Below are 20,744 nucleotides of genomic sequence, written 5' to 3' on the forward strand. Positions count from 1 at the left end.
AGGAATTTTATTCATGACTTACGAAACGATTCTGCTGGAAACCCGCGACCGCGTCGGCCTGATCACCCTCAACCGGCCACAGGCATTGAACGCGCTGAACGCGCAACTGGTCAGCGAAGTGAACCACGCCCTCGATACGCTGGAAGCCGATGCGCACATTGGCTGCATCGTCCTCACCGGTTCGAAAAAAGCTTTCGCCGCTGGCGCCGACATCAAGGAAATGGCTGAGCTGACCTATCCGCAGATCTACATGGACGATCTGTTCAGCGACAGCGATCGCGTGGCCAACCGGCGCAAGCCGATCATCGCCGCGGTCAATGGTTTCGCCCTCGGCGGCGGCTGTGAACTGGCACTGATGTGCGACTTCATTCTGGCTGGCGACAACGCCAGATTCGGCCAGCCGGAAATCAACCTCGGCGTGCTGCCGGGCATGGGCGGCACCCAGCGCCTGACCCGCGCGGTGGGCAAAGCCAAGGCCATGGAAATGTGCCTGAGCGGGCGCATGATCGACGCGGTGGAAGCCGAGCGCTGCGGCATCGTCGCGCGGATCGTGCCAAGCGATGAGCTGCTTGATGAAGCGCTGAAAGTCGCGGCGGTGATCGCCGGCAAATCACTGCCGATTGCGATGATGATCAAGGAGAGCGTCAACCGCGCGTTCGAGGTCAACCTGAGCGAGGGCGTGCGTTTCGAGCGCCGGGTGTTTCATGCAGCGTTTGCGACGCAGGATCAGAAGGAAGGGATGGCGGCGTTTATTGCCAAGCGTCAGGCTGAATTCCAAGGCAAATAGTGTGTGAGCTTCAAAAGCCCCTCACCCTAGCCCTCTCCCCAGGGAGAGGGGACTGACCGCGTGATATGGGCGAATTACGCCGATCTGAAATGTTGCCGCTGAATCCGTAACCGACCCGGTCGGCTCCCTCTCCCTGGGGAGAGGGGACTGACCGCGTGATATGGGCGAATTACGCCGACCTGAAAGGTTGCCGCTGAATCCGTAACCGACTCGGTCGGCTCCCTCTCCCTGGGGAGAGGGGACTGACCGCGGGATATGGGCGAATTACGCCGACCTGAAAAGTTGCCGCTGAATCCGTAACCGACTCGGTCGGCTCCCTCTCCCTGGGGAGAGGGGACTGACCGCGGGATATGGGCGAATTACGCCGACCTGAAAGGCTGCCGCTGAATCCGTTACCGACTCGGTCGGCTCCCTCTCCCTGGGGAGAGGGCTGGGGTGAGGGGAAGGGCCAACGCCATTACAACTGATAGTTCTTCAAATCCCGCGCAATCACCATCCGCTGTATCTCGCTCGACCCTTCATAGATCTGGGTAATCCGCGCATCGCGGTAGTACTTCTCGACCGGGTAATCCTCCAGATAGCCATAGCCGCCATGAATCTGGATCGCCGACGAACACACTTTCTCAGCCATTTCCGAAGCGAACAGCTTGGCCTGCGAAGCCTCGGACAAGCATGGTTTGCCCGCCGTCCTCAGCCGCGCTGCATGGAGGATCAGCAACCGTGCGGCGTTGATCTGCATGTGCATGTCAGCCAGCAGATTGGCGATGCTCTGGTGCTCGATGATCGGCTTGTCGAATTGCACCCGGTCTTTCGAGTAGGCCAGCGCCGCTTCAAACGCTGCCCGGGCAATGCCCAATGCCTGCGCGGCGATGCCGATGCGTCCGCCTTCAAGGTTGGACAGGGCAATCGCCAGGCCCTTGCCACGCTCGCCGAGCAGATTGGCCTCGGGGATGCTGCAGTTGTTCAGCGTCACCGCGCAAGTGTCGGAAGCACGGATGCCCATCTTGTGTTCGGTGCGATCGACGATGAAACCCGGCGTGTCGGTCGGCACCAGAAACGCTGACAGGCCTTTCTTGCCCAAGTCCGGATCGGTTACCGCGAAGACGATCGCCAGTTTCGCCCGCTTGCCATTGCTGACAAATTGCTTGGCACCGTTGATCACCCATTGGCCGTCGCGCAGTTCGGCGCGGGTGCGCAGGTTGTGTGCTTCGGAGCCGGCCTGGGGTTCGGTCAGACAGAAGCAACCGATGGTCTGCCCACTGGCCAGATCGGCCAGCCAGGTCTGTTTCTGTTCGTCGCTGCCGTAGTTGAGCACCGGGCCGCAGCCCACCGAGTTGTGAATGCTCATGAACGCGCCGGTCGCGCCATCGCCGGCAGAGATTTCCTCAACCGCCAGCGCATAGGCAACGTAATCGACGTAGGTGCCGCCCCATTCCTCCGGCACAACCATGCCGAGCAAGCCCAGCTCACCCATCTTCGTCACCAGGGCGTCGTCGATCCAGCCAGCCTTTTCCCAGGCCTGGGCGTGGGGTGCGATTTCGCCACGGGCAAAATCCCGGGCCATGTCGCGGATCATCACTTGTTCTTCAGTCAGTTCGAGATCGTGCATGACTCAGCTCCCGCTCTCATCAAAACCATGGAAGAAGCTCGCAACCTGCGCAGCGTCCAGCTCAGCGACGGTTGGCGGGTTCCAGCGCGGTGACTTGTCCTTGTCGATCAGCAGGGCGCGCACGCCTTCGATCAGGTCGCCTCGGGCAAACCACTGGCGGTCCAGATGCAGCTCCAGCGCAAAGCAATTCTCCAGACTCAAATGTCTGCCGCGACGGAGCATTTCCAGGGTCACGGCCATGGCCAGCGGCGAGCGGGTTTCCAGCAGATCCGCCGTGCTGACTGCCCATTCATGGCTGTCGGCGACAGTGACGGCGCGCAATTGCTCGATCATGCTCGGCACGTTGGGCAGGGCAAAGAAATGGTCGATGGCCGGGCGCAACACTTGGAGGGGTGCATTGGGCAGAGTTTGCACGGCGTGCTTGGCCAGCAGGTTCTGCAGCGCCTTCAGCGGCGTGTCCTGCCACTCCATCTGGTCGAGCTTGTCGTCGAGCAGCGCCAGTTTGCTGCTGTCCAGGTACCAGTCGGCGAGGCCGCAGTACAGCGCATCGGCGGCGCGAATCTGCACGCCGCTGACGCCCAGATAAATCCCCAGCTCACCGGGGATGCGCGGCAGGAAGTAACTGCCGCCGACATCAGGGAAATAACCGATGGCCACTTCCGGCATCGCCAGACGGCTCTTTTCGGTGACCACACGCAGATCGGCGCCTTGCACCAGGCCCATGCCACCGCCGAGGACGAAACCGTCCATCAAGGCCAGCACCGGTTTGCGGTAGTGATGAATGGTCAGGTCGAGGGCGTATTCCTCGACGAAGAAATCTTCGTGCAGCGTGTCGCCGCTCTTGTAGCTGTCGTACAGCGAACGAATATCGCCACCGGCGCAGAAGGCCTTTTCACCAGCGCCGCGCAATACCACGGCGTGCACATCGGCGTCAGACGCCCAGGCATCGAGCTGCTGTTGCAGCAGACGCACCATGTCGAGGGTGATTGCATTGAGGCCCGCAGGGCGGTTGAGGGTCAGGTGGCCGATATGATTGCGCACCTCGGCCAGCACGTCGTTTTGCATGGCATCCATGGACGGGGTCCGCCGGGATGAAGCCTGAGCTGTCATCAGTAACTCCCTGCTTTTATTGTCTTTATTCGAAAAGCCCGCGCGCGGGCGTTAGCGGATCGTAACAGTGCAAATTTGTCGTGTACAACGGGGATATGTGCAGGGGGAATCTGCGTTTTTCTCTTAGCGCCGCTGTCTGTAGGAGCTGACGAGTGCAACGAGGCTGCGATCTTTTGATCTTGTTTTTTGAAATCAACAGATCGCAGCCTCGTTGCACTCGTCAGCTCCTACAAAGGGATCATCTGAACGTTTCGGTAATGCTGCGCCGCTTGGCGTGCAGTTCGCTGGCGTGAATCAGGCGTTCGAGGTCTTCGGGGGTGACGTCGATGAAGGCTTCCATGTCGGCCAGCGCCAGTTTCAGGTCTTCGGCGGTGATCGCCTGGCTATCGATCGGGACCACTGGCGGAGCCGGGTCAGCAGCGCGTTTCGGATAGCGGATGCGGGTCAGGTTGTTATACGCCAGCGCACTAATGAGCATGCACAGCGCGCCGAGCATCACCGGCTCCATGGCTTTCCAGTCCATGGCGATGGTTGCCGGGTCGGCCAGCACCAGCGTCAACGCCAAGGCGCCGGCCGGTGGGTGCAGGCAACGCAGCCAGCACATCAGAATCACCGCCATGCCGGCAGCAAGGCAGGCGCTGCCCAGCGTACGGCCAAGCACATGGGCGACCAGCAAGGCGACCACGCCAGCACACAGGTAGCCGCCGAGAATCGACCATGGCTGGGCGAGGGCGCCCGAGGACACCGCGAACAGCAGCACCGCCGAAGCGCCGAGCGGGCCGACCAGGTGAAACGCAACGTCATGGCCGAACACCTGCGCGCACATCCACACACTGAACAGCGTGCCCAGGCCCATGCCGATCGCGGCACGGCTCCATTCAGTGGGGCGGGTGTTGATGGCAGCGGGCAACCAGCGAGCAAGCATGTAGAACTGATCCTTTACAAAATCCGGGGCAAAAAAAAGGACTTGTCCGGCAAATCCGGAAAGCCCTAGAAGCGTTCCAACATTGGGGGAGGAACGCGCGTAGTTTGCCGATCAAAATCGATGCTGACAAATTCATATAAATGCAGTTTTAGTGCACTATTTTTGCATTGAAGCGGTGCGCCGAGCGCTGACGAAGCATAGGTATCCACCCAGCGCCGCCAAACCGCTCAGGGCGTAGAACATGCTCGGCGCAGGCGTGTGCATCAATAGAAACCCGCACATTACCGGGCTGGCAGCCCCGCCAAGCGCTGACAGGTTCTGCGCGCCGTAGTAACTGCCGCGCAGTGCCTCCGGGGCGAGGGTGTCAACGAACAGGAAGTCGGCGGGGTAGATGATCATCTCGCCCAGGGTGAAGATGAACATCGCCACGCACCAGCCGAGCAGGCTGTCCGCCAGACTGAAACCGATCAACCCGACGATGAACAGCGCGGTGCCGCCGGCAATCCAGTGACGCAGGTGTTCGCGACTGAGCCAGCGACCCACCTGGTACTGCAGCAGGATCACCGTGATTGCGTTGCAGGCGAGCAGGGCGGCCATGGTGTCGAGCGTTTGTTGCTGGGTGTGGGTGACCAGCAGGTATTGCGACAGGTACAGCGTAAAGCGCCCGTGCACCAATGTGCTGAGCAGGCAACCGAGGGTGAACAGCACCATGGTACGGTCGTTTTTCAGGATCATCAGCGTGTCGAGGAAACTTTGCGGCGCACTGCCGGAACTTATCGGACTGGCATCCCTGGTCGCGCCGAGCAGCAGAAAAATACTGCCAATGGCGATCGCACCGGCAACGATGAACGGCGCGGACGGCTGCACCCCGGCAATCACCGCGCCAATCATCGGGCCGACGGCGTAGCCGATATTGGTCAGCGTGTAATTGAGGGAAAACGCCTTGACCCGCTGGCCCACCGGCAGCTGTTCACTGAGGGTCGCCTTGCTGCCGATCAAGAACAGCGCCGACGCGGTTTCGCTGATGATCAGCACCAGGGTGACCACATACAGATTCTGCGCGAAGGTCAGCAGGATCAGGCCGATACCGCTGGAGAGCATGGCCAGGATCAGCAACTGGCGCTTGTCCAGCTTGTCGATGATGTAACCGCCGTACAGCGACAGCAATGTTGCGCTGAACACGGCGATACCCAGCAGCAAGCCGACATCCTGCGAATTGAGGCCAAGCTTGTTGCTGAGGAACAGCGTCAGCAGCGGGCTGATCAGGGCGCGGCTGATGACCACGGTCAGCGAGCTGAGCATCAGCCGGCGGATGAAAGGCGAATAGATGGCCAAGGGAGGGGAATGTCCTTATTCGGATTGCCTAGGGCGAACGCCATCCTCTCTGGGCAGCCGCCACCGGTCAAGCTGATACACCAGCGTCTCTCGGAGCACATGATTTCCCTGTGGGAGCGAGCCTGCTCGCGAAGGCGGCGGATCAGTCACCTGCTATGTCGCTGACATACCGTATTCGCGAGCAGGCTCGCTCCCACAGGGTCTGTGTAGCTCACAATTTGCAATGACTCCCACAGGGCCAGTTCAAGCCACATCCGAAGCCGCGGGCCACTGCCGCAAGGTGATCGGCAACTTGCAAGACTCACCGCGCCCCATCGGGAAATACTGAAAGCCATTGCGCGCCAGGCGCTCGGCGTCGTACAGGTTGCGGCCGTCAAAGATCACCGGGCTGTTGAGGCGCTGTTTGATCAGCTCGAAATCCGGGGCCTTGAACTGTTGCCATTCGGTGCAGATGATCAACGCATCGGCGCCGGCCAGTACCGATTCCGGCGTGCCCATCAGCATCAGTTTTGATTCGTTTGGATAGAGATTCTGGGTTTCCACCATGGCTTCTGGATCAAACGCGCGCACGCTGGCCCCGGCAGCCCATAAATCTTCTAGCAGAACCCGGCTCGGCGCGTCGCGCATGTCGTCGGTGTTGGGTTTGAACGCCAGGCCCCACAGGGCAAAGGTCTTGCCGCGCAAATCGCCCCGGTAGAACGCGTTGATGCGCTCGAACAGCTTGTGCTTCTGGCGCTGGTTGATCGCCTCCACCGCTTGCAGCAAGTCGCTGGAACAGTGCGCTTGTTCGGCACTGTGAATCAACGCGCGCATGTCTTTGGGAAAACACGAACCGCCGTAGCCGCAACCCGGGTAGATAAAGTGATAGCCAATCCGCGTATCGGCACCGATGCCCTGGCGCACTGATTCGATGTCCGCGCCGAGGTGCTCGGCGAGTTCGGCGATCTGGTTGATGAAACTGATCTTGGTCGCCAGCATGCAGTTGGCGGCGTATTTGGTCAGCTCGGCGCTGCGCAGGTCCATGAACAGGATGCGGTCATGGTTGCGGTTGAACGGCGCGTACAGATCGCGCATCACATCGCGCACTTCAGTACCTTCGCAACCAATGACAATGCGATCCGGTCGCCCGCAATCAGCAACCGCTGAACCTTCCTTGAGAAATTCCGGGTTGGAGACAATATCGAACTGCAGCAGGCGGCCAATCTTGATCAGGGCCTTTTCGATGTGGCTGCGCAAAGCGTCGCCCGTGCCCACCGGCACCGTGGACTTTTCCACCACGATCAATGGCTGCTCGCGATGTCGGGCAATCGCGTCGCCAACCGAGAGGACGTAGCGCAGGTCCGCCGAACCATCCTCGCGTGACGGCGTGCCCACCGCGATGAACGCCACCCGCCCATGCAACACCGCAAACCGCTCATCGGTGGTGAATTGCAGGCGTTTCGAATCCAGGCCTTCACGCACCAGACTGGCCAGCCCCGGCTCGTAAATACTGACGTGCCCCTGGCCCAATTGCTCGATCTTCTGCGCGTCGACATCCATGCACACGACGTCGTGACCGACCTCGGCCAGCACCGCCGCTTGCACCAGACCGACATAACCACTGCCAAACACCGTGATCTTCATGCCGCACTCCTGCTCGCAGTTCCCTGCACTGAACATAAGAGCGCGATGTTTCAGTTCGCCTACTGCTGAAGAATCAGCAAACAGACCGTTCGGGGAATGCCCGATTGACTTTTACCGCCTCGAACGGCAGGTTGTGGGCCTTTCGCGGTAACCCTTGTCATCGAGTCATGCCGTTTTTTGCGTTTCATTTCATGCATTTATTGTTTTTGTTGAATCGTTTTTTATTTCAAGGCCGTTTCGTTTGAGTGATTTGTCGAGTACCCAACCTGCACCGTCCAACAACAATCCGCTGACCGTTTACCTGGCGCGACTGGCACCTTCCAGCCAGTTGACCATGCGTTATGTGCTGCAAGACGCCGCTGACCGCCTCGGTTTCGAGGACGTCGATATCGAAGAAATCCCCTGGCACGGCCTGCAACCGGAAGACGTGGTGGCGCTGGTCGCCGCTTTGCGTGCCGATGGTTATGCACCGAACACCTCGTCGCTGTACGTGAACGCCGTACGCGGGGTGATGAACGAAGCATGGCGCATGAGCCTGATCAGCCAGGATCACCTGCTGAAGATGCGGTCGGTCAAAGGCATAGCCGGCACGCGGCTGTCCCAGGGGCGCAACCTCAAGCGCACGCTGATTCATGAACTGATGGAAGTCTGCGCTGCCGACCCGCGCCCGCAGGGCCTGCGTGATGCGGCGGTGATTGCGCTGCTGTACGGCACCGGCATGCGCAAGTCGGAATCGGTGGATCTGGATCTGAGCCAGGTCGACTTTCACGAACGCAGCCTGACGGTGACCGGCAAGGGCAACAAGCAGTTGATCAAATACGCGCCGGCCTGGGCCTTTGCCAAGCTCGATGCCTGGCTGGAACTGCGTCGTTCACAGCTCAAGGAAGGTGAGAGCGACGATGCGTTTCTGTTCAACCGTATTCGCCGGGGCAGCCACATCACCCGCGAGCGCATCACCAAACACGCGATTTACTACATTGCCCGCCAGCGCGGTACGCAGGTCGGGGTGAAAATCATGCCCCATGACTTCCGTCGTTCATTCATCACCCGGGTGATCGAAGAGCACGACCTGTCGATCGCGCAGAAACTGGCGCATCACAGCAATATCCAGACGACTGCCAACTACGATGTGCGCGATGACAACGAGCGGCGGCGGGCGGTGGATCGCTTCGATTTGTAAACGGTGTCAGGTCTGCGGCGGGCAGCGCGAGCCGCTGGCACCCTGCGCGATGTGCGCAGCGAGGCGTTTGATGTTGTTCTGTTGCGCGGTTACCAGTTCGTCGATGCTCGGCCCTGAAGGCGTCTGCAACACCGAGCGACAGCTCAGCAGGGCCGCGTCCGCCGCACCTAATGGGCGCACTCGCCATTTCACGTCGATCAAGGCGTACTGACCGGGAATCGAATCGAAGCGCTGCACGTCGATTCGCACGGAAGCGCGCTGCTGGCCGACGCCGCCGCTCAATTGATCGACCAGCGCACCGCGCAACTCATCGGCAAGGGTGGCGCTCCACCAATCGGTATCCAGGATGGCCACGCCGCTGTTGCCTTGGCGAATCACGATCTGCGCGCGATCGACCTGCGGCGGCACACTGATGCTTTCGATGGCGATGTCGGCGCCGTTGCGGCTGGCACCCGGTTGCGCCGGGGTCAGCGTATGGAAGCTGATCGGGTCGCTACGGCACGCGGCCAGCAGCACGAGCGCAGCGAGCAGGGAGATCTTCAACGGTAAAACCATGGATGCAGCTCCTGTGCTCAATTGCGTGGCGGTCCTTTGAGGTCCAGCGGCGCGGCGTTGTCGGGGCGTCCGCGAATCAGCGACTCAGGGTGGCGACCGAGGTAATCCGACAGCTCTCGCAACGAGCGCGACATGCGCCCGAGTTCGTCGAGGGTTTCGGTCAACTGCTCACGTTGCGGTGAATCCTCGGCCAGGGTCGAATTGGCGGACTGCAAGGTCTTGCTGACGTCGGCGAGGGTGCTCTGTACACCCGGCAGAGTCCTGGCGTTGAACTGCTTCAGGCCCTTGCGCAGCTCGACCAGATTGCCGTCGAGGTTGCTGGCGATGCGTTCAACCGGCAATGCGTTGATCTTGTTGACCATCGCCTCGAGTTTTTCCTGCAATTGCTCGAGGCTGCCGGGGACGGTCGGAATGGTGACCGGCCGTGCCGTAGGGTCAAAAGCGACTTTCGGCGCTTTGGGGTAGAAATCCAGGGAGATATACAACTGACCGGTGAGCAGGTTGCCGTTGCGGGCCTGGGCGCGAAGGCCATTTTCGATGAACGTGCCGATCAGGCGCGCCCCGGTGGCCTCGTCGTTTTCGTCGCCATGGTAAGCCTTGAGCATCTTCGCGTGGGCGCGACCCAGGCGCTGCGGATAGATGACGATGCCGACATTCACCGGGAAGGTGCGCTTGACCTCGTCGAAGTCGAGATTGACTGCCACCACCCGGCCGATTTCAACTCCGAGGAACTCCACCGGCGCGTCAACCTTGAGCCCGCGCAAGGCTTGATCGAAGCGCAGCGCCAGATATTGAGCCTTGCCGTTGGGCGGGGCGAGGGCGGTGGCTTGGTCGGCGAACAGTTCGAAACCCTTGTCTTCACTGGCTGGCGAATCGTTGGGACTGTAATCCGGAGCGCGGAAAGCGATGCCGCCCACCAGCAGGGTCGACAGCGACTCGGTTTTCACCGCAAAGCCGTTGGCACCGACATTGATGTCGATGCCGCTGGCGTTCCAGAAACGGGTGTTTTCGGTGACGTAGGCGTCATTCGGAGAATGCACGAAGACTTCGATGTTGACCCCTTTGCCGTCCTGGTCCAAGGCATAGGACACCACTTGGCCAACCGGGATCTTGCGGTAATAGACGGGGGAGCCGATGTCCAGCGAGCCGAGGTCGGCGGTGTGCAGGGTGAAGCGCTTGCCCGGTTCGCCATAGGTGATCGGCGGCGGGTTCTCCAGACCCTTGAAGTTTTTTGAGCGGGTATTGGCCTGGCCAATGTCGGCACCGATGTAGTCGCCCGACAGCAATGTGTCGATGCCCGATACCCCGCCGGCGCCGATGCGCGGACGTACCACCCAGAATTGCGAGTCCTCGCGGGTGAAGGCTTCGGCCTGCTTGGCGAGTTTGATCGTGGCGTTGACGTGTTTATGGTCGTTGGCCAGTTCAACATCGGAGACATGGCCGATGACTACGTTGCGGTACCTGACTTCGGTCTTGTTGGCGGTCAGGCCATCGCCGGTCTTGAAGGTGACGGTGATCGTCGGGCCTTCCTGGAGGATGTTGTGAATCACCAGCGAAATGCCCACCAGCACCGCCACGATCGGCACGATCCATACCAGCGAGATACCGAATCGGCGGGTTTTGATCGGCGCCTGACCGGGTGCTCGCGGCTCGTCGCTGGCTGACGACTTCATCCATGTCCTCCTCAATTAATCGGGCACTGAGCGTCAGGAACGCAAAAGCACTTCATCAATATAGAAGTGCTTGGCGATAGAGCAAATGTGTATAGCTGGCGTGGGACGCGATTGCAGTCCAGGAGCTGCCGAAGGTTGCGACCTGATCGTTCCCATGCTCTGCGTGGGAATGCAGCCCGGGACGCTCTGCGTCCCAAGATCGCAGCCTTCGGCAGCTCCTACAGGGGCCAGAGTCGTGGCGGGCTCAGCCGAGCATTTCGCGCAGGCGATACCAGAACATGCCCAGCGCCAACAACGGCGAACGCAACGCCGGGCCGCCGGGGAAGGTCATGTGCGGCACGCTGCTGAACACGTCCATGCCCTGGCTATGCCCGGCGTGAATGGCTTCGCCCAGCAATTTCGCGCACCAATGGGTGACGTTGAGGCCATGGCCGGAATAGCCCTGCGCGTAAAACACGTTCGGGTGCTGTTTGAGCCGGCCAACCTGGGGGAAACGATTGGCGGTAATACCGATCTTCCCGCCCCATTGGTAGTCGATGCGCACGTCGGCCAGTTGCGGGAACACCTTGAGCATTTTCGGTCGCATGTAGGCGGCGATATCCGCCGGATCGCGCCCGGAGTAATGACAAGCACCGCCGAACAGCAGACGTCGATCCGCCGAGAGACGGTAATAATCGAGCCCGACTTTCTGATCGCACAGCGCCAGGTTCTGTGGAATCAACTGCGCGGCACGGCTTTCGTCCAGCGGCTCGGTGGCGATGATGTAACTGCCGGCGGGCAGCACTTTGCCGCTGAGTTTCGGCTCGAGGTCATCCAGATGCGCGTTGCAGCCAAGCACCAGGCTGCCGGCGCGTACTGAACCGGTGGCGCAGCGCACCTCGACGGTCGGGCCATGGAGGATTTCCAGGACCGGACTCTGCTCGAAGATCCGCACGCCCAGCGACGCGGCGAGACGCGCTTCGCCCTGAACCAGATCAAGCGGATGCAAATGGCCCGAACCCATGTCGATCAATCCGCCGGCGTACACACCGGCGTCGACCACTTGCGCACGGATCTGCTCCGGCCCGACCAGCCTCGTTGCGTGGGCATAGTCGAGTTCGGCAAGGCTGTCCTGCTCTTGCTGGAGCGCGGCAAATTGCGCGGCGGTGTTGGCCAGTTCGCAAAAGCCCCAGCGCAGATCACAGTCGATGGCGTTTTCAGTGATGCGCTGGCGCACCAGCTCCACCGAATCGATGCCGGCGCGCTGCAGATAGCGCACGCCGTCCTGGCCGACGTAACGGGCGAAACCCTCGACTTCATGGCCGATGCCGCGAATCAGCTGCCCGCCATTGCGCCCGCTGGCGCCCCAGCCGATCTGTCGCGCTTCGAGCAGCACCACCGACAGACCACGCTGCGCCAGTTCAATCGCGGTACTGACGCCCGTGAAGCCGCCGCCGATCACGCAGACATCGGCAATCAAATCCCCGTTTAGCGCAGGGTAGGGCGTGGTCGCCCGCGCAGAAGCGGCGTACCAGGAGCGGGCGTGCTGTGAATTGTGCTGATTCATTTGTTCGACTTCACTTTGCTCCACGACCGGGTCATCAGCCGCATGATCGCCTGGGGCGGGGTCGAGGAAATGTAGAGTTTGTCGAGCACCGACTGCGGCGGATAAACCTCAGGATTGTTGACCAGTTCCTGATCCATGAACGGTTTGGCCGCCGGATTCGGGTTGGCGTAGCCGACGGTGGCGCTGACCTTGGCGATCACCTGCGGATCAAGCAGGTAATTGATGAAGGCATGGGCCTCTTTGGCGTTGCTCGCGTCGGCTGGGATCGCCAGCAGATCAAACCACAGGTTGGCGCCTTCCTTGGGAATGGCGTAAGCGATATTGACGCCGTTCTTCGCTTCCTTGGCGCGGTTGGCCGCCTGGAACACATCGCCGGAGTAACCGAACGCGACGCAGATGTCGCCATTGGCCAGGTCCGACACATACTTGGAAGAATGGAAATAGGTGATGTACGGACGGATGCTCAGCAGCTTGGCTTCGGCCTTTTTGTAGTCTTCAGGGTTTTCACTGCGCGGATCCATGCCCATGTAGTTGAGGATGGCCGGGAAGACTTCGTCGGCGGAGTCCATCATCGACACACCGCACTGGCTGAGCTTCTTCAGATTCTCCGGTTCAAACAACACGGCCCAGGAATCGATGTGGTCGATGCCGAGCACTTGCTTGACCTTGTCGACGTTGTAGCCGATGCCGTTGGTGCCCCACAGATAGGGCACCGAGTGCTCATTGCCTGGATCGTTTTTCTCAAGCAATTCAAGCAGTTTCGGGTCAAGGTTCTTCCAGTTTGGTAACTGTGAACGATCGAGCTTCATGAACGCGCCGGCCTTTACCTGACGGGCGAGGAAGTGGTTGGACGGCACTACCACGTCGTAACCGGTCCGGCCGGCGAGGAGTTTGCCTTCAAGGGTTTCGTTGGAGTCGAAGACGTCGTAGATCACCTTGATCCCGGTCTTGCTCTGGAAGTCGGCGAGGGTGGTTTCGCCGATGTAGTCGGTCCAGTTGTAGACGCTGACCTGGGGCTCGGCGTGGGCTGCTGCACTGAACAGCACGCTCAGCGCGACGGGAAGTATGGATTTCAATGGACGCATATCGACACCTCTTCTTGTAATGATCGTTCCCACGCTCTGCGTGGGAATGCCGCAACGGACGCTCCGCGTTCGGCTTTGGATGGGACGCAGAGCGTCCCGGGATGCATTCCCACGCGGGAGCGTGGGAACGATCAACTGTGCGGCCGTCTTCGCGAGCAGGCTCGCTCCCACAGGGACGGCTGCGCCGTCAGACGCTCAGCAGCAGGAACTCTCGCTCCCACGAGCTGATCACGCGCTTGAAGTTTTCATGCTCGGCGCGTTTGACCGCGACGTAACCGCGGACGAATTTGCTGCCCAGGTATTCGGCGACTTTCGGGCAGTCTTCCATCTGCGTCAGGGCTTCTTCGATGGTGATGGGCAGGCGCAGATTGCGCCGTTCATAGGCCCGGCCTTCGACCGCCGCGCTCGGCTCGATCTTCTCGACCATGCCGATGTAGCCGCACAGCAGGCTCGCGGCAATCGCCAGATACGGATTGGCGTCGGCGCCGGGCAAGCGGTTTTCCACGCGCATCGATTCAGGCCCTGAAGTCGGCACTCGCAGGCCGACCGTGCGATTCTCTTCGCCCCATTCGACGTTGACCGGCGCCGAGGTGTCCGGCAGGAAGCGGCGGAACGAATTGACGTTCGGCGCGAACATCGGCAGCACTTTCGGGATGTATTTCTGCAAGCCACCGATGTGATGACGGAACAGCTCGCTCATGTTGCCCTCGGCATCGGCAAAGATCGGCTGACCCGTCGCGATCTCGACCACACTCTGGTGCAAGTGCATGGCGCTGCCGGGCTCGTCGCCGATCGGTTTGGCCATGAACGTCGCGGTGACGTTGTGCTTGAGCGCTGCTTCGCGCAGGGTGCGTTTGAACACGGTGATCTGGTCAGCCAGATCCAGCGCATCGCCGTGGCGGAAGTTGATTTCCATCTGCGCCGGGCCGTCTTCGTGGATCAGCGTGTCGAGGTCCAGACCTTGCAGTTCGCACCAGTCGTAGACGTCTTCGAACAGCGGATCGAATTCGTTGGCGGCATCGATCGAGAATGACTGGCGACCGCTTTCCGCACGACCCGAACGACCCAGTGGTGCCTTGAGCGGCAGGTCCGGGTCTTCACAGCGTTGGGTCAGATAGAACTCCATTTCCGGCGCGACAATCGGCTTCCAGCCCTTGTCGGTGTAGAGCTGCAGAACTTTCTTCAGAACGTTGCGCGGCGACAGTTCGATCGGATTGCCAAACTTGTCGAAGGTGTCGTGGATGACGATGGCAGTCGGCTCGATTGCCCAAGGAATGACGTACACGGCGTCGGAAACCGGCTTGCAGACCATGTCGATGTCAGCCGGGTCGAGCAGGTCGTAGTAGATGTCGTCGTCGACAAAATCCCCGGTTACCGTTTGCAGCAGCACGCTCTCCGGCAGGCGCATGCCGCGCTCATGCAGGAACTTGTTGGTCGGTGCAATCTTGCCGCGGGCGATGCCGGTCAGGTCGCTGACCACGCATTCGACTTCGGTAATCTTGTGATCTTTCAGCCAGGTGAACAGCTGATCGAAAGGGGCGTTCATAAAGACCTCGTTATTGGTTTTGTAGACGCCGGGGAGGGCGGGTTTCATCTTCCGCCCCTTCCCCTGTGGCGCGTTGGCGACTATCTTGGGCGCGGCTTGCGATTCCATCTATCCACTTTCAGCAGCACCAAAGCGCACCAAAAGAGTGCGCAGGGTCACCCCATGACAACGTGCAATCAGCTTCAGGTTCAAGCGTTCAATACCGCCGATGTGGCCGAGCAAATCCGCGCTACACCGGGCTGGGTCCAGCATTACCAGCAGATGTCGCCGGGGCATTTCGCCGGGCAGATTCGCTATCTGGATCTGCAGGGCGTCGAGGTTTACGAAGAACAGATGAACACCCGGGTCGAACAGAATTTCAGCGCGCCATCCGGGGCTCTGGCGTTCTGTTTTGATCGCAGTGACAACGCGCTGTATCTGCTCAACGAAGAGAGCCGCAACATCTGGATCACCCCGGAGAACTACCGGGAAATCGCTGTGGTGTTCGGCCCGGATTTTGTCCGCGAGCACGGTTTGCAAGTGGCCAAGCTCGAAGGTCTGTTCATGGCGCCGCTGAACTGCGGACAGAACGCTTTGTTCAGCGGCTGGTTAAGCTCGATTCTCACGAAGTTGTCGCAAGCCTCTGATCCACTTGATAAAGATCGCCTGACTCGGCAACTGCTCGAGGACTGCCTGTTCATCCTCGACAACGCTCAAACCCGTCTTGATCGCGGAGGATTGCAGCAGCGCAACAACGAACGCCAAATCATGAAGCGAGTAGGGGAGTGGGCGGCTGATTCGCCGGAAGACACGGTCAATCTGCTCGAACTTTCTCACGTTGCCGGCGTACCGCTGCGCCAGTTGCAACAGGCTTTCAAGGCTTACACCGGGATGACCCCGAGCCACTGGTTGCGCCTGAGGCGGCTAAACAGTGCGCACCGTGAATTGCTCAAGCGTCGGCCGACGGAAACCACTGTTGCGGAAGTGGCGATGCGCTGGTCGTTCTGGCATCTGGGGCGGTTTTCCAGCAGTTACCGCGCGCTGTTCAAGGAGCTGCCGAGCGAAACGCTCAAGCGCTGAGCAGAAAAAGGCTTTGTGTCCTCGCAGAAGTTAAATAGAATCAGTCTCATTTGAATCTACCTTCGCGCAGGGTCTCTTGAGATGATTGAAGCCACGTCACCGTCGGAGCAGAGCCTGCAGCAGTTGTATCGCGAGCACCGCGGCTGGCTGGAAACCTGGCTGCGCCGGCGCATGGGCAATGCGTGGGATGCGGCGGACCTCAGTCAAGACACCTTTGTCCGCGTCCTGTGCAACGCGCCGCCACTGGCTGAATTGCGCGAGCCGCGCGCGTATCTGCTCACCGTCGGCAAACGGCTACTGAGCAATTTCTACACGCGGCGCCATCTGGAAAAAGCCTACCTCGATGCCTTGGCGCAATTGCCGGAAGCGTGCGCACCGTCGCCGGAGCAGCGCTGGTTGCTGCTGGAAACCTTGCAAGCGCTGGATGAATTGCTCGATGGTTTGCCGCGCCCCGTGCGCCGGGCATTTCTTTGGAGTCAACTCGAGGGCCTCGGCTACCGCGAGATTGCCGAGCGCTTGCAGATTTCCGAGCGCACGGTGAAACGTTACATGGCCCAGGCGTACGAGCATTGTTTGCTGGTGGATCTCTGATGCGCGTTGCACCCAATGATGAAATGCGGGAAGTGGCGCGGGCAGCGGCGCACTGGCTGGCACTGCTCGAGTCCGGTTGTGCCAGCGAGGAAGATCACGCGCGATTACAGCATTGGCGCGCCAGCGACAGTCGCCACGAGAACGCGTGGCAGAAAATTCAACAACTGCGTCAACGCTTTGCAGGCTTGCCCCCGGCGCTTGCCCTGGCCACGCTGGATCGGCCGGATCCGGCGCGGCGCGCTGCTCTCAAGCGTGCCTTGGGCGTGGCGGCGCTGGTGCCGGCGGTGTGGTTGATCGGACGCGAGCTGCCGCTGGAGGTCTGGCGCGCCGACCTGCACACCAGCACCGGCGAGCGGCGCAAAGTGCAGTTGGCCCAGGATTCTTCATTGCAACTCAACACCGACAGCGCGGTTAATGTCGATCTGCCTGCACGTCAGCTGACACTGATTCGTGGCGAGATGGCGCTCAACGTCGCGGGCGATTCAGCCTTTATCGTCAACGCGCCTTATGGGCGGATGATCGTCAATCACAGCGACATCTCGGTGCGCCTCAATGCCCGCGATTGCCAGGTCTGCGTGCTCCGTGGTTCGGTGCAATTGCAGCCGCTGCACGGCCCGGCGCTGGTATTGCAGCAGGGCCAGCAAGTCAGCCTGCAAGCTTCGGGCGCGGGAGCGGTGACGGCATTCGAAGCGTTGATGCCCGGTTGGCGCGACGGTGTGGTGATGGCGCAAAACCAGCCGCTGGGTGATTTCCTCCGCGAGCTGAGTCGCTACCGCTCGGGCGTGCTGCGCTGGGATCCGGCGCTGGAATCGCTGCGCGTCACTGGCAGCTTTCGCGTCGACGATACCGATCAAGTGCTGGCACTGCTGGCAGCCAGTTTGCCCGTCGATGTGCATACGCGAACGCGATTTTGGGTGTCACTGGTACCGCGTGCAGAAAAAACTGGCTGAAGCCTGTCCCTTTTTTTCGCCTCACTGGTCATTCCAGGCAAGTGAACAAAATCGAGAGCTTCTTCCAATGCCCGCAGTATTTCCAGGTCGTTTGCGTCCGTTGTTGCAGTTGAGCCTTTTGCTGAGCCTGAGTGCCAGCCCCATGTTGATCCAATCGAGCTGGGCCGACGATGGCAGTCGCCGCAGTTATCAGGTGCCGGCCGGTAGTCTGAGTACAGCGCTGACGCGCTTCGCCGGTCTCGCCGGCGTCAATCTCTCGGTAGATCCGGCGCTGGTCAGCGGCCGTAACAGCAATGGTTTGTCCGGTGAATATGGCGTGGAGGAGGGGTTCAGCCGGTTGTTGCTGGGTTCGGGTTTGCAGCTGCAACCGGTCGGCGATCAGGCTTATACGCTAGTGCCCGCAGCAGAAGGCAGCACCTTGCAGCTTGCGCCGACATCCATTCTGGGCGCGAGCGGTTCAGCGGATGCCGACGTGTTTGCTGGCGGTCAGGTCGCGCGGCGTGGCTCGCAAGGGTTGTTGGGTTCCAGAGATTTCATGGAAACCCCGTTCAGCATGACCACCTACACCAGCGAAACGGTGAAAAACCAACAGGCGCGCACGCTCGGCGATCTGATCAGTACCGACCCTTCGGTACGCGCCACCAACCCTGCCGGTGGCCGCTATGAGCAATTCACCATTCGTGGTTTCAGCCTGTTCAACAGTGATGTTGCCTACAACGGCCTCTACGGAATCTTGCCGACTTACACCATTGATATGGAAATGGCCGATCGCGTCGACATCCTCAAAGGGCCGAGCCAATTGATCAACGGGATTTCGCCACGGGGCAGTGTAGGAGGGGGGATCAACGTCGTGCCGAAACGCGCGACCGACAAGCCGATCACCTCGCTGACAGCCAATTACGCCTCCAACAACCAGGTCGGCGGCGCAGTGGATGTCGGACGGCGTTTTGGCGAAGACAATCAGTTCGGCCTTCGCTTCAACGGGGTTAAACAGTCCGGTGATACAGAATGGGATCATCAGAGTGTCGATCGCGACATGGCAGTACTCGGTCTGGATTTCCGTGGTGAACGCTTGCGACTTTCCACCGATATCGGCCACACCGAACGCGACACCGACGCACCGCAGGAACGCGTGCAAGTGGCGGCCAGTGCCAAGGTGCCGAACGCCCCTGATGTGCGCGATAACTATGCGCAACCCTGGAGCCGGGCGCGAACCAAAGACACTTTCGGCACGGTCAACGGCGAGTTCGATGTCAGCGATTCAGTCATGCTGTATGGCGGCGTCGGCGCCCGGAAAAGCAATCACGACTTCTTGCGCCACGCGGTGTCGGTGACCAATGACGCCGGCGACTTCAGCGTCCAGCCGCGCGACTTCACTCGCGACGAAAACGTTCGCACGGCTACCGCTGGGGTGCGCAACTGGTTCCAGACCGGACCGGTCAGCCATGAAGTGAACCTGGCGGCCAACTACTTTTATATGGACTTCGAAAACGGCGGCGCCCGTTACGCAGCCGGGCGCAGCAATCTCTACGACCCGGTGGAAATAGCCAGACCCGGCACGCCGACCCGCAATGACGCCAAGGTCTACACCGAAAATCGCTTCAGCGGCGTGGCCTTGTCCGACACGCTCGGGTTCTTCGATGATCGACTGCTGCTGACTCTGGGTGCGCGCTGGCAGCGGGTCAAAGTCGATGACTGGAGCGACGGCATCAAGGGCGACACGGCCTACGATGAGGAAAAAGTCTCGCCGTCGGGCGGCATTCTGTTCAAGGCGACAGACAAACTTTCGCTGTACGCCAACTACATGGAAGGTCTGAGCCAAGGCAAGATCGCGCCATCGACGTCGATCAACGAAGACGAAATCTTCCCGCCATTCATCAGCCGCCAGGTCGAAGTCGGCGCCAAGTACGACGCCGGCTCATACGCCCTGACGGCAGCGGTGTTCCGCATCAAACAACCTGCCTACGAAACCAATGCGACCACACGAGTCTTCGGCCCGAACGGCAAACGCGAAAACAACGGCGTAGAACTGAGCGTGTTTGGCGAACCGCTGAAGGGCTTCCGATTGCTGGGCGGTGTGATGTACATCGATAGCGAACTGACCCACACCACCAACGGCACATTCGACGGCAACCGCGCACCGGCGACACCGAAATACAACGTCAACCTCGGCGCGGAGTGGGATGTGCCGACTGTGCAGGGTTTGACATTGACCAGTCGTGCGATCTATTCGAGTTCGCAGTATCTGGATCAGGCGAACGACAAGGAAATCGACTCTTGGGAACGATTCGATGTAGGCACGCGCTATGCTTTCAAGCTGGACGAGAAAACGATCACCTTGCGCGCCAATGTCGAAAACGTGCTGGATAAACGCTATTGGAGCTCGGCGGGTGCATCGGATGATAGTGAGCCGGGGTTGACGCTTTCTACGCCGAGGACGTATCTGCTGTCGGCGGCGGTAGACTTCTAACGGAGCAGGGTAAGTGCGTCGATCGTCGTCGAAAATACGTTAACTACACTAAATGACCGTTTAGTTGAGCTAACAAAAAACCGTACCTGCAACGGAGAAGGCCATGATTCAGCGCAAGCCGAATGCTACAGATGTGATTGCTGCGCTGAATCTACAGCCCCATGTCGAGGGCGGTTATTACCGCAGAACCTATCAAGCCGATCACCGTGCCTGCCTCGAAACGCAGCAAGGCACGCGATATCTGCTGACCTCGATCTACTATCTGCTCACTGAGCAATCGCCGGCGGGCCAGTTTCATTTCAACCAATCCGACATCCTGCATTATTTTCAGTTGGGCGACGCCATCGAATACAACCTGATCCACGCCGACGGCTCACTGCAAACGCTGGTGATAGGCAGCGATGTTTTGGCTGGTCAGCAACTGCAATTGCACGTACCGGGTGGAATCTGGAAAGCCTCTCGATTGCTGGAAGGCTCGAATGGCTTTGGCTTGATCAGCGAAGCGGTTTCGCCTGGGTTTGATTTCGCGGACATGGAAGTCGGTAATCGCGCAAAACTCACGGCACAGCATCCGCAGCATGGAGCGCTGATTGAAATGCTTACGCGCGGTGAAGATTGAGAGTTGTAGATTGGGACAAATGCAGTTTGCAGGGAAAGCTGGTTTTGAAGCGACCGCGCAGATTCAAATCTCTCGGGCAAC

General features: G+C 60.2%; 17 protein-coding genes. 7 read left to right on the forward strand and 10 right to left on the reverse strand.

What is annotated here, in order from left to right; translation table 11 throughout:
- Positions 1-13: 13 nt before the first annotated feature.
- Entirely contained in the window at positions 14-787 is a 774-nt protein-coding gene (locus J2Y39_RS06150) for an enoyl-CoA hydratase (protein ID WP_095180013.1), read from the forward strand.
- A gap of 457 nt (positions 788-1,244) precedes the next feature.
- Here J2Y39_RS06150 and J2Y39_RS06155 read toward each other — a convergent pair whose 3' ends face one another.
- The 5 genes from J2Y39_RS06155 to J2Y39_RS06175 all read right to left on the reverse strand — a co-directional run bounded on the left by J2Y39_RS06155 (position 1,245) and on the right by J2Y39_RS06175 (position 7,389).
- Positions 1,245-2,396 carry an acyl-CoA dehydrogenase family protein gene (locus tag J2Y39_RS06155; protein ID WP_310215973.1) on the reverse strand — a complete coding sequence of 384 codons (1,152 nt, stop codon included), beginning with the start codon at positions 2,394-2,396 and terminating at the stop codon, positions 1,245-1,247.
- Positions 2,397-2,399: 3 nt separating this feature from the next.
- On the reverse strand, positions 2,400-3,506 hold the full coding sequence (locus tag J2Y39_RS06160) for an enoyl-CoA hydratase/isomerase family protein (protein WP_310215975.1): 1,107 nt from the start codon (positions 3,504-3,506) through the stop codon (positions 2,400-2,402).
- Positions 3,507-3,744: 238 nt separating this feature from the next.
- Positions 3,745-4,431, reverse strand: a complete 687-nt coding sequence (locus J2Y39_RS06165; protein ID WP_258706681.1) for an HPP family protein — start codon at positions 4,429-4,431, stop codon at positions 3,745-3,747.
- 156 nt (positions 4,432-4,587) lie between these two features.
- Positions 4,588-5,766 carry an MFS transporter gene (locus tag J2Y39_RS06170; protein WP_252867601.1) on the reverse strand — a complete coding sequence of 393 codons (1,179 nt, stop codon included), beginning with the start codon at positions 5,764-5,766 and terminating at the stop codon, positions 4,588-4,590.
- Between the two features lie 243 nt (positions 5,767-6,009).
- On the reverse strand, positions 6,010-7,389 hold the full coding sequence (locus tag J2Y39_RS06175) for a UDP-glucose/GDP-mannose dehydrogenase family protein (protein WP_310215978.1): 1,380 nt from the start codon (positions 7,387-7,389) through the stop codon (positions 6,010-6,012).
- A 241-nt stretch (positions 7,390-7,630) separates the two neighbouring features.
- Between J2Y39_RS06175 and xerC the strand changes: the two genes are divergently transcribed.
- Positions 7,631-8,569, forward strand: coding sequence for a tyrosine recombinase XerC (gene xerC, locus J2Y39_RS06180; protein WP_305965242.1), 939 nt, complete (start codon positions 7,631-7,633; stop codon positions 8,567-8,569).
- Between the two features lie 6 nt (positions 8,570-8,575).
- Here the strand turns inward: xerC and J2Y39_RS06185 are convergent, their stop codons facing one another.
- From J2Y39_RS06185 to J2Y39_RS06205, 5 genes are all read right to left on the reverse strand, one after another.
- The gene (locus tag J2Y39_RS06185; RefSeq protein ID WP_095180019.1) at positions 8,576-9,124 is read right to left on the reverse strand and encodes a membrane integrity-associated transporter subunit PqiC; all 549 of its coding nucleotides are present in this window, start codon (positions 9,122-9,124) and stop codon (positions 8,576-8,578) included.
- A 17-nt stretch (positions 9,125-9,141) separates the two neighbouring features.
- Positions 9,142-10,797, reverse strand: coding sequence for an intermembrane transport protein PqiB (locus tag J2Y39_RS06190; RefSeq protein ID WP_252886201.1), 1,656 nt, complete (start codon positions 10,795-10,797; stop codon positions 9,142-9,144).
- A 244-nt stretch (positions 10,798-11,041) separates the two neighbouring features.
- Positions 11,042-12,343: an FAD-binding oxidoreductase gene (locus tag J2Y39_RS06195; protein ID WP_310215983.1), complete on the reverse strand. Its 1,302-nt coding sequence runs from the start codon at positions 12,341-12,343 to the stop codon at positions 11,042-11,044.
- Positions 12,340-13,428 carry a polyamine ABC transporter substrate-binding protein gene (locus tag J2Y39_RS06200; protein ID WP_310215984.1) on the reverse strand — a complete coding sequence of 363 codons (1,089 nt, stop codon included), beginning with the start codon at positions 13,426-13,428 and terminating at the stop codon, positions 12,340-12,342. The genes J2Y39_RS06195 and J2Y39_RS06200 overlap by 4 nt, the downstream gene beginning before the upstream one ends.
- 187 nt (positions 13,429-13,615) lie before the next feature.
- The gene (locus tag J2Y39_RS06205) at positions 13,616-14,974 is read right to left on the reverse strand and encodes a glutamine synthetase family protein (RefSeq protein ID WP_041480368.1); all 1,359 of its coding nucleotides are present in this window, start codon (positions 14,972-14,974) and stop codon (positions 13,616-13,618) included.
- Positions 14,975-15,136: 162 nt separating this feature from the next.
- Between J2Y39_RS06205 and J2Y39_RS06210 the strand changes: the two genes are divergently transcribed.
- The 5 genes from J2Y39_RS06210 to J2Y39_RS06230 all read left to right on the forward strand — a co-directional run bounded on the left by J2Y39_RS06210 (position 15,137) and on the right by J2Y39_RS06230 (position 20,663).
- On the forward strand, positions 15,137-16,033 hold the full coding sequence (locus J2Y39_RS06210; protein WP_310215985.1) for a helix-turn-helix domain-containing protein: 897 nt from the start codon (positions 15,137-15,139) through the stop codon (positions 16,031-16,033).
- A gap of 81 nt (positions 16,034-16,114) precedes the next feature.
- A complete protein-coding gene (locus J2Y39_RS06215) occupies positions 16,115-16,624 on the forward strand; it encodes a sigma-70 family RNA polymerase sigma factor (RefSeq protein ID WP_256809803.1) in 510 nt (169 codons plus the stop codon).
- Positions 16,624-17,574: a FecR family protein gene (locus J2Y39_RS06220; RefSeq protein ID WP_310215988.1), complete on the forward strand. Its 951-nt coding sequence runs from the start codon at positions 16,624-16,626 to the stop codon at positions 17,572-17,574. Before J2Y39_RS06215 ends, J2Y39_RS06220 begins: the two co-directional genes overlap by 1 nt.
- 67 nt (positions 17,575-17,641) lie before the next feature.
- The gene (locus tag J2Y39_RS06225; RefSeq protein WP_310215991.1) at positions 17,642-20,044 is read left to right on the forward strand and encodes a TonB-dependent receptor; all 2,403 of its coding nucleotides are present in this window, start codon (positions 17,642-17,644) and stop codon (positions 20,042-20,044) included.
- Positions 20,045-20,147: 103 nt separating this feature from the next.
- Positions 20,148-20,663 (forward strand): cupin domain-containing protein, encoded by a 516-nt coding sequence (locus J2Y39_RS06230; protein WP_310215993.1) that lies wholly within the window; start codon positions 20,148-20,150, stop codon positions 20,661-20,663.
- Positions 20,664-20,744 lie beyond the last annotated feature (81 nt).

Source organism: Pseudomonas sp. 2957 (genome assembly GCF_031456345.1).
GTDB lineage: Bacteria > Pseudomonadota > Gammaproteobacteria > Pseudomonadales > Pseudomonadaceae > Aquipseudomonas > Aquipseudomonas siliginis.

Bases quoted from the DNA above. Each gene is read 5' to 3' on its own strand.
- J2Y39_RS06160 (WP_310215975.1), bottom strand. From the start codon at position 3,506: ATGACAGCTCAGGCTTCATCCCGGCGGACCCCGTCCATGGATGCCATG.
- J2Y39_RS06165 (WP_258706681.1), bottom strand. From the start codon at position 4,431: ATGCTTGCTCGCTGGTTGCCCGCTGCCATCAACACCCGCCCCACTGAA.
- J2Y39_RS06225 (WP_310215991.1), top strand. From the start codon at position 17,642: ATGCCCGCAGTATTTCCAGGTCGTTTGCGTCCGTTGTTGCAGTTGAGC.
- J2Y39_RS06175 (WP_310215978.1), bottom strand. From the start codon at position 7,389: ATGAAGATCACGGTGTTTGGCAGTGGTTATGTCGGTCTGGTGCAAGCG.
- J2Y39_RS06230 (WP_310215993.1), top strand. From the start codon at position 20,148: ATGATTCAGCGCAAGCCGAATGCTACAGATGTGATTGCTGCGCTGAAT.
- J2Y39_RS06210 (WP_310215985.1), top strand. From the start codon at position 15,137: ATGACAACGTGCAATCAGCTTCAGGTTCAAGCGTTCAATACCGCCGAT.
- J2Y39_RS06190 (WP_252886201.1), bottom strand. From the start codon at position 10,797: ATGAAGTCGTCAGCCAGCGACGAGCCGCGAGCACCCGGTCAGGCGCCG.
- J2Y39_RS06215 (WP_256809803.1), top strand. From the start codon at position 16,115: ATGATTGAAGCCACGTCACCGTCGGAGCAGAGCCTGCAGCAGTTGTAT.
- J2Y39_RS06205 (WP_041480368.1), bottom strand. From the start codon at position 14,974: ATGAACGCCCCTTTCGATCAGCTGTTCACCTGGCTGAAAGATCACAAG.
- J2Y39_RS06155 (WP_310215973.1), bottom strand. From the start codon at position 2,396: ATGCACGATCTCGAACTGACTGAAGAACAAGTGATGATCCGCGACATG.
- J2Y39_RS06150 (WP_095180013.1), top strand. From the start codon at position 14: ATGACTTACGAAACGATTCTGCTGGAAACCCGCGACCGCGTCGGCCTG.
- J2Y39_RS06185 (WP_095180019.1), bottom strand. From the start codon at position 9,124: ATGGTTTTACCGTTGAAGATCTCCCTGCTCGCTGCGCTCGTGCTGCTG.
- J2Y39_RS06195 (WP_310215983.1), bottom strand. From the start codon at position 12,343: ATGAATCAGCACAATTCACAGCACGCCCGCTCCTGGTACGCCGCTTCT.
- J2Y39_RS06220 (WP_310215988.1), top strand. From the start codon at position 16,624: ATGCGCGTTGCACCCAATGATGAAATGCGGGAAGTGGCGCGGGCAGCG.
- J2Y39_RS06200 (WP_310215984.1), bottom strand. From the start codon at position 13,428: ATGCGTCCATTGAAATCCATACTTCCCGTCGCGCTGAGCGTGCTGTTC.